General features: G+C 38.1%; 13 protein-coding genes and 1 riboswitch. Of the genes, 9 read left to right on the top strand and 4 right to left on the bottom strand.

What is annotated here, in order from left to right:
- Positions 1-10: 10 nt before the first annotated feature.
- The gene (gene ectA, locus BLR62_RS07665) at positions 11-499 is read right to left on the bottom strand and encodes a diaminobutyrate acetyltransferase (RefSeq protein ID WP_090795462.1); all 489 of its coding nucleotides are present in this window, start codon (positions 497-499) and stop codon (positions 11-13) included.
- A 294-nt stretch (positions 500-793) separates the two neighbouring features.
- Between ectA and BLR62_RS07660 the strand changes: the two genes are divergently transcribed.
- Positions 794-1,570: an ABC transporter ATP-binding protein gene (locus BLR62_RS07660; RefSeq protein ID WP_090795459.1), complete on the top strand. Its 777-nt coding sequence runs from the start codon at positions 794-796 to the stop codon at positions 1,568-1,570.
- Between the two features lie 68 nt (positions 1,571-1,638).
- On the opposite strand, the gene adhE is transcribed toward BLR62_RS07660, so the two are convergent.
- The 3 genes from adhE to BLR62_RS07645 all read right to left on the bottom strand — a co-directional run bounded on the left by adhE (position 1,639) and on the right by BLR62_RS07645 (position 6,835).
- Entirely contained in the window at positions 1,639-4,245 is a 2,607-nt protein-coding gene (adhE, locus tag BLR62_RS07655) for a bifunctional acetaldehyde-CoA/alcohol dehydrogenase (protein WP_090795457.1), read from the bottom strand.
- 53 nt (positions 4,246-4,298) lie between these two features.
- Entirely contained in the window at positions 4,299-4,532 is a 234-nt protein-coding gene (locus BLR62_RS07650; RefSeq protein WP_090795454.1) for a hypothetical protein, read from the bottom strand.
- A gap of 1,136 nt (positions 4,533-5,668) precedes the next feature.
- The gene (locus BLR62_RS07645) at positions 5,669-6,835 is read right to left on the bottom strand and encodes an iron-containing alcohol dehydrogenase (RefSeq protein WP_090795452.1); all 1,167 of its coding nucleotides are present in this window, start codon (positions 6,833-6,835) and stop codon (positions 5,669-5,671) included.
- A gap of 399 nt (positions 6,836-7,234) precedes the next feature.
- Between BLR62_RS07645 and pflB the strand changes: the two genes are divergently transcribed.
- The 8 genes from pflB (at position 7,235) to thiM (ending at position 14,819) form a co-directional block, all read left to right on the top strand.
- A complete protein-coding gene (gene pflB / locus BLR62_RS07640) occupies positions 7,235-9,493 on the top strand; it encodes a formate C-acetyltransferase (protein ID WP_090795450.1) in 2,259 nt (752 codons plus the stop codon).
- Between the two features lie 62 nt (positions 9,494-9,555).
- A complete protein-coding gene (gene pflA / locus BLR62_RS07635; protein WP_090795447.1) occupies positions 9,556-10,302 on the top strand; it encodes a pyruvate formate-lyase-activating protein in 747 nt (248 codons plus the stop codon).
- Positions 10,303-10,438: 136 nt separating this feature from the next.
- The gene (locus BLR62_RS07630) at positions 10,439-10,858 is read left to right on the top strand and encodes an organic hydroperoxide resistance protein (RefSeq protein ID WP_090795445.1); all 420 of its coding nucleotides are present in this window, start codon (positions 10,439-10,441) and stop codon (positions 10,856-10,858) included.
- A gap of 141 nt (positions 10,859-10,999) precedes the next feature.
- Positions 11,000-11,791 carry a pyrroline-5-carboxylate reductase gene (gene proC / locus BLR62_RS07625; protein WP_090795443.1) on the top strand — a complete coding sequence of 264 codons (792 nt, stop codon included), beginning with the start codon at positions 11,000-11,002 and terminating at the stop codon, positions 11,789-11,791.
- 61 nt (positions 11,792-11,852) lie between these two features.
- Positions 11,853-12,308, top strand: coding sequence for a flavodoxin domain-containing protein (locus BLR62_RS07620; protein ID WP_090795441.1), 456 nt, complete (start codon positions 11,853-11,855; stop codon positions 12,306-12,308).
- 107 nt (positions 12,309-12,415) lie between these two features.
- Positions 12,416-12,961: a signal peptidase I gene (gene lepB, locus BLR62_RS07615; protein ID WP_090795439.1), complete on the top strand. Its 546-nt coding sequence runs from the start codon at positions 12,416-12,418 to the stop codon at positions 12,959-12,961.
- A 44-nt stretch (positions 12,962-13,005) separates the two neighbouring features.
- A riboswitch (TPP riboswitch) is annotated at positions 13,006-13,113 on the top strand.
- Positions 13,114-13,194: 81 nt separating this feature from the next.
- Positions 13,195-14,022: a bifunctional hydroxymethylpyrimidine kinase/phosphomethylpyrimidine kinase gene (thiD, locus tag BLR62_RS07610; RefSeq protein WP_090795437.1), complete on the top strand. Its 828-nt coding sequence runs from the start codon at positions 13,195-13,197 to the stop codon at positions 14,020-14,022.
- Entirely contained in the window at positions 14,022-14,819 is a 798-nt protein-coding gene (gene thiM / locus BLR62_RS07605) for a hydroxyethylthiazole kinase (RefSeq protein WP_090795435.1), read from the top strand. The genes thiD and thiM overlap by 1 nt, the downstream gene beginning before the upstream one ends.

Below are 14,819 nucleotides of genomic sequence, written 5' to 3'. Positions count from 1 at the left end.
ATTTTTTTCTTTAATATAATGGACCTATTCTATATTTTAATTCTTCTTCAAATGTCTCATCTGGAAATAAATCTTGAGTTAGAAATGATTCGACTTGATAGTCTGTATCAAATGATGTTGCGAGTTTTTTGAACAAAGCTTGTGATGCTTTATTAGATGGTGTAATCGTTGCTTCTACATAGTTGACACCTTTTGATTTCACTTGTGAAACTAATTGTTTTAAAAGCTTTGACGCGATACCTTTTCCACTATGGTTTGGATCAACACTTATTTGCCAAACAAAAACGGTGTTTGGGTTTTCTGGTGGAATAAATCCGGTGATAAACCCTAAAACGTTTTGATTGTCTTTTGCAACAACACATGTTTCTTTAAAGTACTGACACATCATTATATATTTATAAGCAGAGTTATCATCAAGTGTTGTGTGACTTGCAAGTTGCCACATTTTCTTACCATCTTCAAGTTGTGGAGAGGCGTATTGAATAGATTCTTTACGCATCTTTTGCTCCTTTCCGATTCATGTAATTATAAAAAACTGACACGCCTATAAGCTTAATACGAATCTTAAATAAGCTCAAATGAGAAAATGTGTGATAATTCCGAATTAATCATTAAAAAACTGGTTGATTGATACTGGAAAGAGCTAAGTTTAATATTTCTATGGAATTGTTTAGCATACTCTCATTCTTGGAAGATTTGCTCAGAAAAATACTTAGATAATCGAAATAGTCGAAAAAATAATTCATTTAAGAGATAATAAAATTAAAATGATGATGTAAAAGGATGAACAGATATGGTGATTAAATTAGATAATGTCGGCTTAATTAGAGATGGAAAGTGGATCCTAGATTCAATTGATTGGCAAGTGAAACGTGGTGAACATTGGGCGATTGTCGGACTAAATGGTTCAGGTAAAAGTGCATTGTTACATTTGCTTAGTGCCTTTCATTTCCCCGCTCGAGGAGAAGTTGAAGTGTTAGGCCGTAAGTTCGGTCGAGATGTATTAGGAGATGAGTTGCGTCAGGATATTGGACTTGTCTCTCAAACGCTTCAAGATCGGTTCTTTAATGAAGATTCTGCGTATCAAATTGTATTGAGTGGTGGTTTAGCTTCGATCGGGTTATATGAAACACCAACTGATGAAATGAGAGAAAAAGCGAAGTCTCTTTTAAAAGTGATGGGGGCATTTGAATATGCCAATCGTTCGTTTTACACCTTATCCCAAGGGGAGAGGCAACGAGTTATGATTGCTCGGGCACTCATGAACGATCCTAAATTATTGATTTTAGATGAACCGACAAATGGATTGGATTTTATTGCCAAAGAAGCATTACTTGATCGGGTTGAAGCGATTAGTACTTTAACTGAAGCGCCCACTATCTTATATGTTACCCATCATATTGATGAAATATTGCCTACTTTTAGTCATGTACTTCTTTTAAAAGAAGGAAGTGTTTATAAAAAAGGGGAACGATGTGACATATTAAATGAATCGTTATTATCTCAATTCTTTGATCTTCAGGTTGAATTAACTTTTCAAAATGACCGTCCATATATAAGGAAGAAATAAAAAAAGCTCCCTTCTGATTAATCAGAAGGGAGAAAAATATATTATTTAAAATAGGGAGAGATTGATTATTAACCTTTAAATGCGTTTCTATAAACTTCAGCTAGTTCAGTGACAAGTGGTAATTTAGGGTTAGCTGTTGTACATTGATCTTCAAATGCACGGTCAGCCAAGTAGTCCACTTTAGCTTCGAAATCTTTCTTGTCAACGCCATTATCTTTAATGCTCATTGGAATGTTCAGTTCTTTTCCAAGTTTATAGATCGCGTTAACTAAACTTTCGACACCTTCTTCTGTTGTTTTAGCTGGTAAGTTAAGCGCATCTGCAATTTCTGCGTAACGTTTGTCAGCGATAAAGTGCTCATATTTAGGGAATGACGCAAATTTAGTCGGTTTTAGAGCATTGTAACGAATGACATGCGGCATCAAAATAGCATTTGCTCGACCGTGAGCGATATGGAATTCCGCTCCTAACTTGTGAGCTAAACTATGGTTAATACCTAAGAATGCATTCGCAAATGCCATACCTGCAATAGCAGATGCATTGTGCATTTTTTCTCTTGCTAATTCATTTGAACCATCACGGTATGCTTGTGGCAAGTATTCAAATACAAGTTGGATTGCTTTGATTGCTAAACCATCTGTATAGTCATTTGCCATGTTTGATACATAAGCTTCAATAGCATGTGTTAAAACATCCATTCCTGTATCAGCTGTTACGGTTTTCGGTACAGACATAACAAACTGAGGATCAACAATTGCAACGTCTGGTGTTAATTCATAGTCCGCTAATGGATATTTAACATTGTGTTCTTTATCTGTAATAACCGTGAACGGTGTGACTTCAGAACCTGTACCTGATGTTGTCGGAATCGCAACAAATTGAGCTTTTTTACCTAATTCAGGGTACTTGTACACGCGCTTACGAATATCTAAGAATTTTTGCTTAATACCATCAAAATCTGTTTCTGGGTGCTCATGGAATAACCACATCGCTTTAGCAGCATCCATTGCTGATCCGCCACCAAGAGAGATAATAACATCTGGATCAAAGCTAGCCATCGCTTCTGCACCACGCATTACTGTATCTTTTGATGGGTCTGGCTCTACGTCTGAGAAGATTTCACAGTGAACGTAATCTGCACGCTTACGTAGGTAGTAAAGAATTTTATCAACATAACCTAACTCAACCATCATTGGATCTGTTACGATAAATGCTTTTGAAATTTTAGGCATTTTTTGCAAGTATTGAATTGAATTTTTCTCAAAGTATACTTTTGGTGGTAATTTAAACCATTGCATATTGTTATTTCTTCTAGCCATCTTCTTAACGTTAATCAAGTGAACCGCTCCTACGTTTGTTGATACAGAGTTTCCGCCGTATGACCCGCAACCTAATGTAAGTGAAGGCATGTAAGCATTATAGATGTCACCAATTGCACCTTGAGAAGATGGTGCGTTTACAATGATACGTCCAGCTTTCATACGAGCACCAAATGCATCAATAATCGCTTGGTCGTTTGAGTGGATAACAGCTGAGTGTCCGAGCCCACCAAATTCAAGCATCTCTTCAGAACGTTTTAGTCCTTCATCTGAGTTCTTAACCTTATATGCTGCCAGGACAGGGCTTAATTTTTCACGAGAAAGTGGGTGATCAGGTCCAACCCCAGTTAATTCAGCAACTAATATTTTCGTATCTTCGGGTACTTTAACGCCTGCTAATTCAGCGATTTTTACAGGCTTCATACCGACAATTTGAGGGTTAACCGCACATTTATCCTCATCAATGACTAACTTTTCAACTTTTGCTTTTTCTGCTGGCGTTAAGAAATGAACTTTATTGTCGATCATTTCTTGCTTCACTTCATCATAAATTGCTTCGTCTACGATCATGGCTTGTTCTGATGCACAAATCATACCGTTATCGAATGTTTTAGACATGATTAAATCATTGACAGCACGTTTAACATCAACTGTTTTTTCAATGTAGCAAGGTACGTTTCCGGCACCTACACCAAGTGCTGGTTTACCAGAGCTATAGGCTGATTTCACCATTCCAGGGCCGCCTGTTGCTAAAATGGTTGCTACATTATCGTGTTTCATTAATGTTTGTGTTGCTTCGATAGATGGTTTTTCGACCCACTGTATACAGTGCTCAGGAGCACCAGCTTTAACGGCTGCTTCATAAAGAATTCTTGCAGCTTCAGAACTACACTTTTGAGCTGACGGGTGGAAAGCGAAAATAATTGGATTTCCTGTTTTGATTGAAATAATCGCTTTAAACATTGTTGTTGAAGTTGGGTTTGTTACGGGTGTAACACCTGCTACAACACCAATTGGCTCTGCAATTTCTACCATGCCGTCATGTTCGTTATCGCTGATAACACCGACCGTTTTGTCATACTTAACATTATGGTAAACATACTCAGTTGCAAAAATATTCTTGATGATTTTATCTTCGTAAACACCACGGTTTGTTTCTTCAACAGCCATTTTTGCTAGATACATATGTTTATCTAATCCAGCAAGTGCCATTTCTTTAACAATATGATTGACTTGTTCTTGATTTAATTCCTTCATTCCTTTTAGTGCAGTTTGAGCACGCTCAGTTAATTGATTGATTGCTTCTGCTACAGTAGGTTCTTGATTGTTTTGTTTTTTGTCTGCTTTTGTGACCATAATTAGTCCCTCCTATTAATATGTGAAATATTGAGCATTAAAACTCAAAAAAATTAACAACTTTTTTCAATTGGGTGACGAGGAATCTTAACAAAGGATACATCGTTGATCATGCGTGTGTTATTTTTTATAACGACAACATGTTTTGTGGTCCAAATGTAATTAGGTACCTCATTGGATTCATTAAAGCATGCGGCTTCAAACTTGTCGCCAACTTCTTTTTCGAATCCATCTTGCGTATAAAATTGTGCGTCGGTTCCAAAGTCTTTCCACTCTGTTACTATCATTTTATACCCCCCTCGTTCTTTCTGATTTCATCATATCATCTGTATGCGCTTACAAAATATTAAAATTGTGACAGGTTTGTGAAATTATTCACATAAAACGTTTTCATTTTGAGGCGATTTAGATGAATGCATTTGTGACAAGGGTTTAGGGGGTGTTTATATATTGGATAGTAGTAGAACAATCCATTATTTTTATAATTGACTGTTTTATTTTGTGTCAAAAATAAGATGTAACAGCTATCATTTCTTCAGAGAACTTAGTTTTAATGACATGTGTAGATCCGTGTTTCTTTCTATTGTATATAGAATGATTAAGTTAGCATGTACGAAATTATCAATTATAATACGTCGATTACTTATGTATAAGAAAAGAGTCTGGGACAAAACAAAAATGATGATCTTAAAACACAAACGATTTGATCAAAAGATCATCGCAATCTGAAACAGACTCATGCTATTCAGCAGAAATCTAAACATTTTGATTCCGCTTAGCGGTTTGCTATAAAGATGTGTGTGTCCGACTACTCGCTTGCCGCGGGCGTAGCCTCAACTAACTTAGAAAAGAAATACACTTTTCTAAGTGGATTTTCGGCTGACGCTTTTCCCGCAGGCGTCTCGTTGTCATCACACGCTGATTAAAAGTGCGTGATCATCTTTTGGTTAGAGTTTGTTTAAATGAATGAAATCAACAAAATGAAGTTATGTGCAACAAGTATTCCAATATTTTTTTATTAGGATCAAAATGAAAGCAAGACAAAGTCTAATTCAGAAGAAAAGGGTTTTGCGTCGAGTTGTAGAGAGAAATTTATCGCAATTTGGGTGCATGTGTTCTTTTTAGCTTAACGTGTGATGGGGGAGAGACGCCTGTGGGTAAAGCACGGGCTGAAGGTTCACTGATGGAATCTCACTTTTTGCCTCAGTTAGCTGAAGCCGTGCACACGGCAAGCGAACCACCCATCATACGCCTTCAGTGAAATAAAAGAACTGCCTCTGTTTCTTATAAGAGGCTCGTCCATTTCAGATTGCTATCAGATATGTAAACAAATAGCCGGACAAAAATAGTTAACATACTATTTTTGTCCGGCTATTACATTGACTTATTTACTTTTTTCTCAGATTCTATAGTTCACCTTAAATTATAAACTCGATTTGTAAATAGCAACAGAATCGTCACGGTTTAATGTTTTAAATCCTCCGAATGTTGAGTTTGCTTTGACGGTTTTGTCCGCCATTAATTCGACAGTTTCTTCATTAATATTGTAGTCAGCCAATCGTTGGGGTGCATCAATTGAATTCCAAAAACTTCTTAACGCTTCAATACCCTCTTTGGCTATTTCTCGATCTGTTTTACCGTCAGTGTCAATATCAAAGACACGAGTAGCTAGTTGTTTAAATCGATCAACGTTTTCATCTAGAACATGATGCATCCAGTTTGGGAATAAAATGGCTAGGCCACCTCCGTGGGGGATGTCATGCACGGCAGATACAGCGTGTTCAAGGTTATGTGTTGCCCAGTCACCATTGTATCCCATATTCACCATGCCATTTAAAGCCATCGTTCCACAATACAAGATCGTGGCGCGGTGATCATAATTTTCGAGATCATTTAAAAGCTTAGGTGCTGTTTCAATCACAGTTTTTAAAAGTCCTTCTACCATGCGATCTTGAAAAGGGGTATTTGTTTCATGGTGAAAATAATGTTCAAGCGCATGGGACATAATATCAACGATGCCATATACCGTTTGATCATAAGGCACACTATACGTGTGTGTTGGATCAAGGATGGAGAAAGTTGGATAAGTAGCTGGGCTACCCCACCCATACTTTTCGTTTGTTTCCCAATTTGTAATAACTGAACCAGCATTCATCTCAGATCCTGTTGCTGCTAGGGTTAAGACGGTACCAAAAGGTAGGGCATCATGTACTTGATGCTTTTTCGTTACAATATCCCATATGTCATGATCTGTTTTAGCTCCAGCTGCAATCGCTTTGGCACAATCGATGGTACTACCGCCTCCAACTGCTAAAATAAAATCGATTGATTCATTTTTACAGATGTCGATGCCTTTTTGTGTCGTTTTAAGACGAGGGTTTGGTTCGACACCAGACAATTCAAACACATCTATATTCATTTCACTTAATAAATGGTGAACATTATCGTAAATCCCATTTCGTTTAATGCTCCCTCCACCATATACAAGTAAAACCCGTTTAGTACTCACAGGAATTTCTTCTGTTAAATGATTGAGCGTTCCTTTTCCAAAAATTAGCTTGGTCGGGTTATGAAATACAAAATTCTTCATTAATATCGCCTCCTTCATTTAATAATGGCTGGTGATTGAAAGGAAGTAAAGTGATAAGCACTGTGTGTAGAAGGACAGGTTCAATGTTGAGGGGATTTCTGTATTATATTATTCGGTAAACCTAACTGCAACAGGGTGATACAGATAAAAAATTAGTACGTGATTTTGATTGTTCATGCACAGTGTAAATATTAAAAATAACGATAATAACAATATTTGAAGCGATTTTATTGAAGTAGAATTGACCGCATACTTTACTCTGCTAAAATTTGAACAAAATATGAACTTTTAGTATAACAGTTCAAAAATGTGATGTTTTTCACTTTACTTTTTCACTTGTGAAGCGTTATACTTAATGTAAGATAAACAATGATTGATAAATACTAGGAGGTTACGGAAATGAAAACAGCAGACGAAGTTGTAAAAAGCAACCCTTGGAATGGCTTCCGTGAAGGTAACTGGCAAAAAGAAATTGATGTCCGTGATTTTATTATTAAAAACTTTACTCTATATGAAGGAAACGAAGATTTTTTAGCAGATGCAACTGAAGCAACAAAAGCGTTATGGGATCAAGTGATGGATTTAACAAAAGAAGAGCGTGAACGCGGTGGTGTTTATGACTTAGATACGAAAATTGTATCAACAATCACTTCACATGGTGCTGGCTATTTAGATGAAAATAAAGAAAAAATCGTTGGTGTACAGACAGATGTACCATTTAAACGTTCTTTACAACCATTCGGCGGTATCCGTATGGCGAGTGTCTCAGCTGAATCATATGGTTATAAATTAGATGAAGAAGTTGAGAAGATATTCACAGATTATCGCAAAACACATAATCAAGGTGTGTTTGACGCTTATACACCTGAAATCCGTGACGCGCGCCGCGCAGGTATCGTAACAGGTCTTCCGGATGCATATGGCCGTGGTCGTATCATTGGTGATTATCGTCGTGTTGCTTTATACGGAACAGATAAATTAATTGAAGAGAAAAAAGCTGATCTAAGCTTAATTGGTGGAAATGGTGTTATGAGTGACGATGTAATTCGTGACCGTGAAGAACACATGGAGCAAATTCGTGCCCTACAAGAATTAAAGCAATTAGGTGACATTTATGGTTTTGACTTGTCAAGACCTGCAGAAAATGCACAAGAAGCTTTCCAGTGGTTATATTTAGGTTATTTAGCAGCTATTAAAGAGCAAAACGGTGCTGCAATGAGTTTAGGTCGTGTGTCAACATTCTTAGATATTTATATTGAACGCGATCTAGAAAATGGGGTTTTAACAGAAGAAGAAGCTCAAGAATTAGTGGATCACTTCGTTATGAAATTGCGTCTTGTGAAATTCGCTAGAACGCCTGAGTATAATGACTTGTTCAGTGGAGATCCAACATGGGTAACTGAATCGTTAGCAGGAATTGCTGAAGATGGTCGTCCACTTGTTACAAAGAGTTCATATCGTTTCTTGCACACGCTTGATAACTTAGGTCCTGCTCCAGAGCCAAACTTAACAGTCCTTTGGTCAGAGAAGTTACCAGAGAACTATAAGAAATATTGTGCAAACATGTCGATTAAATCTAGCTCGATCCAATACGAGAATGACGATTTAATGCGTTCATACTATGGTGATGACTATGGTATTGCGTGCTGTGTGTCTGCTATGCGAATTGGTAAGCAAATGCAATTCTTCGGTGCACGTGTTAACTTAGCGAAGGCACTTCTTTATTCGATCAACGGTGGTGTTGATGAGAAATCAAAAGCACAAGTTGCGCCAAGTTACGCACCTATTACTTCTGAGTATTTAGATTATGATGAAGTTATGGAAAAATACGATACCATTCTTGAATGGTTAGCAGGAACTTATGTTAACGCACTAAACATTATTCATTACATGCATGACAAATATAGCTACGAACGTATTGAAATGGCACTTCATGACCGTGAAGTATTCCGTACAATGGCGTGTGGTATTGCGGGTCTTTCAGTAGTAGCTGACTCATTAAGCGCGATTAAATATGCTGATGTTCGTGTGATCCGTGACGAAGATGGTATCGCAGTGGATTATGAAGTTGAAGGAGATTTCCCTAAATACGGTAACAATGATGACCGTGTTGATGAAATTGCTTCAGACTTAGTGAAAACATTTATGAATAAAGTTAAACAACACAAAACGTATCGTGACTCAGTTCATACGCAGTCATTGCTTACGATCACATCAAATGTTGTTTACGGTAAGAAAACAGGTAATACACCTGATGGTCGCCGTGCTGGCGAGCCGTTTGCACCAGGTGCTAACCCGTTACACGGCCGTGACCAAAACGGTTCACTTGCATCATTAAGCTCTGTTGCTAAAATGCCATATGAGTATGCACAAGATGGTATTTCAAATACATTCTCAATCGTTCCTAAAGCGTTAGGAAAATCAGAAGAAGAACGGAAGAAAAACTTGGCAGCAATGCTTGACGGTTATGTGAAGAAAGAGGGTCACCACTTAAACGTTAACGTATTCGATCGTGAAACACTAATGGATGCGATGGAGCACCCAGAAGAGTATCCACAATTGACGATTCGAGTATCTGGTTACGCTGTAAACTTTGTTAAATTAACAAGAGAACAACAAATTGATGTTATTAACCGTACGTTCCATGAAAGTTTATAAGTTTTAATAGATAGGGAGAGCTCATCGTTCTCCCTATCTTCATCATGACAGGAGGTAGCACGATGAAAGGACGCATTCACTCAATCGAAACGATGGGTACCGTTGATGGACCTGGTTTACGTTATATCATTTTTACTCAAGGCTGTTTATTACGATGTCAATTTTGTCACAATCCAGACACATGGAAGATGACAGGTGGCAAGGAAATGTCGGTTGAAGAACTTGTTGAAGATATTAAAAGTTATCAACCTTTCTTTGAATCGTCTGGTGGTGGTGTAACAGTAAGTGGTGGAGAGCCGTTGATTCAAGCGGATTTTTTACTAGAGTTATTTACAGAATTGAAAAAACTAGGGATTCATACGTGTATCGATTCATCGGGTGGATGTTTTAGTCGGGCTCCTAGATTCATGGAAACGCTAGATAAACTGATGGATGTGACAGATTTAATCCTTTATGATTTAAAGCAAATTGACGCTGAGAAACATAAAGAATTAACGGGTGTGTCAAATGACCACATTTTAGATATGGCGCGTTATTTAGATGAAAAAGGTATTCCGATTTGGGTTCGTCACGTATTAATACCTGGTGGAAGTGATGATGATGTGTTGTTACAGCGCTTATCTGATTTTATTGCGACCCTTTCTAATGTTGAGCGAATCGATGTTTTACCTTATCATAAACTCGGTGTTTATAAATGGGAAAACCTAGGTTTGAAGTATCCGCTTGAGGGTGTAGAACCTCCAACTCAAGAACGCGTTGAAAATGCTGAAGCTATTTTAAATCGTGAAAAAACAATCCCCATCTCATAAAGTAAAGCGCATTGCCAATAGGTGATGTGCTTTTTTTGGTATGTGAAATTAATTTTTTAAACAAATTCGTGTTTAAAGTGACTTCAAGAAGGTAATGGTATATTAAGGCAATAAATTAAAAGGAGTGGTCATTAGAATGAGTAATATTATATTTACATCGCACGCAACAGCTGAGGGTGGACGTGAAGGTCACGTTCAATCGGATGATGGTTTAATTGATTTAAACTTAGTTGACCCAGCTGGAAATAGTGATGAAGAAGGATCGAATCCGGAGCAGTTATTTGCAGCAGGATATGCGGCTTGTTTTGATGGAGCCCTTAACTTAATGGCTAGTAAAGAGAAAAAAGAAATCGACTCAACACTTAGAGCAGATGTTAGTTTAGTTAAAGATCCTGAAGATGGTGGGTTTAAAGTAGGTGTTGTGTTGAATGTCGAGATTAAAGGTGTCTCGCAAAGTGAAGCAGAACATTTAGCACACTTGGCTCATGATTTCTGTCCTTACTCTAAAGCGACACGAGGAAATATTGATGTTGAGTTGAATGTAACAGCAAAATAAATCATTAAAAGGCATTCGGGATAAAAACTGGATGCCTTTTTTTGTTGTGTAAAATAATTCTTCTTAAGCCGCAGAACTATTGTGATAATGATTTAATGGGCGTATAGTAAATAGGGAAATGAAAGGAAAAGGAGAATGATGATGTCGACAAATAATGTATTAATTATAGGTGCAGGACGGATGGCGCAAGCAATTGTGAAAGGGTTAAAAAAATCGCATGATCAACAGATTACAATTGCGAATAAAACAAATAAGGAGCGACTTGAAAAGGTAGCGAATACATATCAGCTCAAGACGACAAATGATTGGCGAACGTCGTTATCTGAATACGATTTAATTGTACTTGCTATACCGAAAGAAGAGCATGATCATATATTAGAATCGATGTATCCAAAAATTGATCAGCAGTTTGTGGTGACAGTCGCAGCAGGGGTAGATGTCTCGTATCTAGAGGAAAGGTTGCCAGAAGGTACACCAGCTGCATGGATAATGCCAAACACTGCAGCGTCCATTGCAGAATCAATGACCCTATATGCGCCAGGTCGATTTGTAGGAGATTCACAACAAGAAAGAATAGAAACGCTACTGTCGAATATCGGAAGCTATCAAACGTTAACTGAAGATCAAGTGCATCTTTTAACCCCAATTACGGGAAGCGCTCCGGCTTTTATTCACCGCATGGCTGAAGTGTTAATTGAAAAAGCGAAAACTTCAGGCGTTTCAGAAGATGTAGCTACAGAATTGGTGGCTCAAATGATTAAAGGATCAGCAGAAATGCTCCGATCAGATGATAGAAAACCGGAGGAATTAATTAATGAAGTGGCAAGTCCTGGTGGTGTAACAGAAGCTGCAATGACTGTATTTGATGATTATCACTTCGATCAAATGATGGACTCAGTCATAAAAGCGTGCTATAAACGTGCAGATCAGTGATGCTGCTAAGCTTGACGGTTGGAATACTTTTCAATTAGTATGATCGAAAGGGGGCGTTACATTGAAAACAATTATTATTTACTCGACTCGAACAGGTCAAACAGCTCAAATTGCTGAGGAAATAAAAGAAGAAATGCAATCTTACACCCAAGATGTTAGCCTTTATCAATTAGGTGTAGATGATATATTAGCTTATGATTTGATCGGTGCCGATCTTGTGTTTTTTGGAACATATACTGCAGGGCAAGGTGATTTACCATTTGAGGCTGAAGATTTTTCATTTGAATTAAGTGAGGAAGATTTAACAAATGTGCCGGTTGCCTTATTTGGTTCCTGTGATTCCGATTATCCGATTTATGGAGGTGCTATTGACGAAATAGGTGAAACATTCAAGTCAGTAGGCGCAAAGGTTCACCCGGACTACTTGAAGATTGAATTATTTACGATTGATGAGGAAATGGATCGATTGAAGCAATTTGTAAAAACGGTATATCATACGTATCAATCGGAGGTCTAAGGTAGCTTTTTTTGCATGGAGAGCGTATAATATAGTAAAAAGTGACAATCTTTTAGTGGTTTTAAAGATGTGTTTAAATACTATAGAAAAGAAGAGGCTTAGACAATATGGTAAATGAAATCATATCTTGGATTAAAGCAATTGTTATATCACTTGTCATTGTACTGGTGGTAAGGGAATTTGTTATGACACCGTCAATTGTAAAAGGTGATTCGATGTTACCGAATTTAAGCGATGGTGATCGAATTATTATTAGTAAACTTCATACGATTAATCGATTTGATGAAATTGCCTTTATGTCACCTGATACGAATGACAATTATGTTAAGCGTGTCGTAGGTATGCCAGGAGACCGGGTGCAAATTATTGATGATATCCTTTATATAAATGGAACGCCCTATGAAGAAGCATACTTAGATGATTTGGAGGCGCCGTTAATCGAAGAGGGCTTCTTCACGCGTGACTTTGATTTAGAACGTGACCAAGGTTATCAAGTGGTGCCGGAGGGGTTTTATTTTGTTTTAGGTGATAATCGGCCGATTAGCCGAGATAGTCGAGATTTTGGGATTATAGAAAAAGATTCGGTGATCGGGGAAGTGATCTTTAGGATTTGGCCACTTGAAGGCGTAGGAACGATAAATCCAGAATTGTAAAAGTTGACAATACGAATGTGAAATGTATATAGTGAAAGAAAAGAAATGTCCACTAGGGGCGCGACTTAGTCGCTGAGATAAAGATAGCTATCTTTGGTCCCTTTGAACCTGATTTGGTTAATACCAGCGTAGGGAAGTGGAGTCGTTATCTAAAGGTATTGATTCGTATAGATAAACGCTCCGCTTGTCGGGGCGTTTTTTGTATTTTCAATATCTTTTAGGAGGTTTTTCTGATGAATCAAATAAAAAGTGCATTAACGATAGCTGGAACGGATCCGACAGGTGGTGCTGGTATTCATGCTGATTTAAAAACGTTTCAAGAAAGAGAAGTGTTCGGAATGAGCGTGATTACATCAGCTGTCGCACAGAATACAATGGGTGTTCAAGCGGTGGAGCATATGCCGATTGCATTTATAGAAGAACAATTAAAAAGTGTTTTTGATGATATTGTACCAGATGCAATAAAGACGGGGATGGTCTCCTCGGTTGATATGATGCAACTCATTGCGACATATATTAAAGACCGACCATCTGTTCCTTATATCCTTGATCCGGTTATGGTGGCGACAAGCGGAGACGCCTTGATGGAGGAAGCATCTAGAGAAGTACTGAAAGATGAACTGTTACCCCTTGCAAAAGTGGTTACGCCAAATGTACCGGAAGCGGAAATTTTAATAAATTCAAAAATTGAGACGATTGATGATATGAAAAGAGCGGCTCGTCTGATTGTCGATGGAAAAGGTGCGACTTCAGCTGTTGTAAAAGGTGGGCATTTAGGTGAAGATGTAACAGATGTTTTTTATGATGGACATGAGATGGTCTTACTTTCAGGTGAACGGTATGAAACCAACCATACACATGGGACGGGGTGTACGTTTGCGGCTGCAATCACTGCAGAACTGGCCAAAGGGACTGAATTAAAACAGGCAGTGGAATTAGCGAAAGAATTTGTCTCAGCAGCACTTCAATATCCGTTGGGAATCGGAAAAGGTAATGGGCCTACCAACCATTGGGGGTACCGGTTAAAAGGGTTACCAAATCAGAAAGGAAGTGATATGTAATGAATAATTTAACACTTATTCAAGCCGTTAAAGATCAAAAACCTTTAGTGCATAATATAACGAATCAAGTCGTAATGAACTTCTCAGCGAATGGTTTATATGCAATAGGTGCACAACCTGTAATGGCGCATGCGCGTGAGGAAGTTGTAGAGATGGCTTCAAATGCGAATGCTCTCGTTTTAAATATAGGAACATTAACCGGTGAGTTAGTTGATTCAATGATTTTAGCTGGACAAGCGGCTAATAAAAAAGGAACACCCGTTGTTTTAGATCCTGTTGGTGTCGGTGCAACTCATTTTCGAACAGAAGCGGCTAAGCGCATTATCGATACTGTTCAATTAACAGCTATAAGGGGAAATGCCGGTGAAATTAGTCAATTGGCCGGTATCGATGCTGAGGTTCGAGGTGTTGATGCAACGGGGGAGATTGATCGTATAGAGGTTGCTAAAAAAGCACAACGTGAATTAGATATTCCGATTATTGTGACAGGCGAAACAGATGTAATTGTAACAGAAGAGAAATGTTTAGAATTAAATAACGGAACACCGCTTATGACGCAAGTGACAGGAACGGGTTGCTTGCTAACAGCAGTCGTGGCAGCATTTTTATCAGTGAGCGAAACAACGCTTGATGGATTAGTAGCAGCGGTTAGCTTTTACACGATAGCTGCAGAAGTGGCGGCGCAAACAGTGACATCACCTGGCTCATTTCAGGTCGCATTTCTTGACGCGTTGAGTGAAGTTGGTATAGACGATTGTCAAAAACGTCTTCAAATAATACGTGAGGAGAGGTCTTAG

Origin of the sequence: Pelagirhabdus alkalitolerans, assembly GCF_900096905.1 — a bacterium.
In the GTDB taxonomy this organism is placed as follows: domain Bacteria; phylum Bacillota; class Bacilli; order Bacillales; family Amphibacillaceae; genus Pelagirhabdus; species Pelagirhabdus alkalitolerans.
Note: the sequence above shows the minus strand (reverse complement) of the source record. Positions and strands in the feature narration are given on the sequence as shown.

Bases quoted from the DNA above. Each gene is read 5' to 3' on its own strand.
- BLR62_RS07630 (WP_090795445.1), top strand. From the start codon at position 10,439: ATGAGTAATATTATATTTACATCGCACGCAACAGCTGAGGGTGGACGT.
- adhE (WP_090795457.1), bottom strand. From the start codon at position 4,245: ATGGTCACAAAAGCAGACAAAAAACAAAACAATCAAGAACCTACTGTA.
- BLR62_RS07650 (WP_090795454.1), bottom strand. From the start codon at position 4,532: ATGATAGTAACAGAGTGGAAAGACTTTGGAACCGACGCACAATTTTAT.
- ectA (WP_090795462.1), bottom strand. From the start codon at position 499: ATGCGTAAAGAATCTATTCAATACGCCTCTCCACAACTTGAAGATGGT.
- BLR62_RS07645 (WP_090795452.1), bottom strand. From the start codon at position 6,835: ATGAAGAATTTTGTATTTCATAACCCGACCAAGCTAATTTTTGGAAAA.
- proC (WP_090795443.1), top strand. From the start codon at position 11,000: ATGTCGACAAATAATGTATTAATTATAGGTGCAGGACGGATGGCGCAA.
- BLR62_RS07660 (WP_090795459.1), top strand. From the start codon at position 794: ATGGTGATTAAATTAGATAATGTCGGCTTAATTAGAGATGGAAAGTGG.
- thiM (WP_090795435.1), top strand. From the start codon at position 14,022: ATGAATAATTTAACACTTATTCAAGCCGTTAAAGATCAAAAACCTTTA.
- pflA (WP_090795447.1), top strand. From the start codon at position 9,556: ATGAAAGGACGCATTCACTCAATCGAAACGATGGGTACCGTTGATGGA.
- thiD (WP_090795437.1), top strand. From the start codon at position 13,195: ATGAATCAAATAAAAAGTGCATTAACGATAGCTGGAACGGATCCGACA.
- pflB (WP_090795450.1), top strand. From the start codon at position 7,235: ATGAAAACAGCAGACGAAGTTGTAAAAAGCAACCCTTGGAATGGCTTC.
- lepB (WP_090795439.1), top strand. From the start codon at position 12,416: ATGGTAAATGAAATCATATCTTGGATTAAAGCAATTGTTATATCACTT.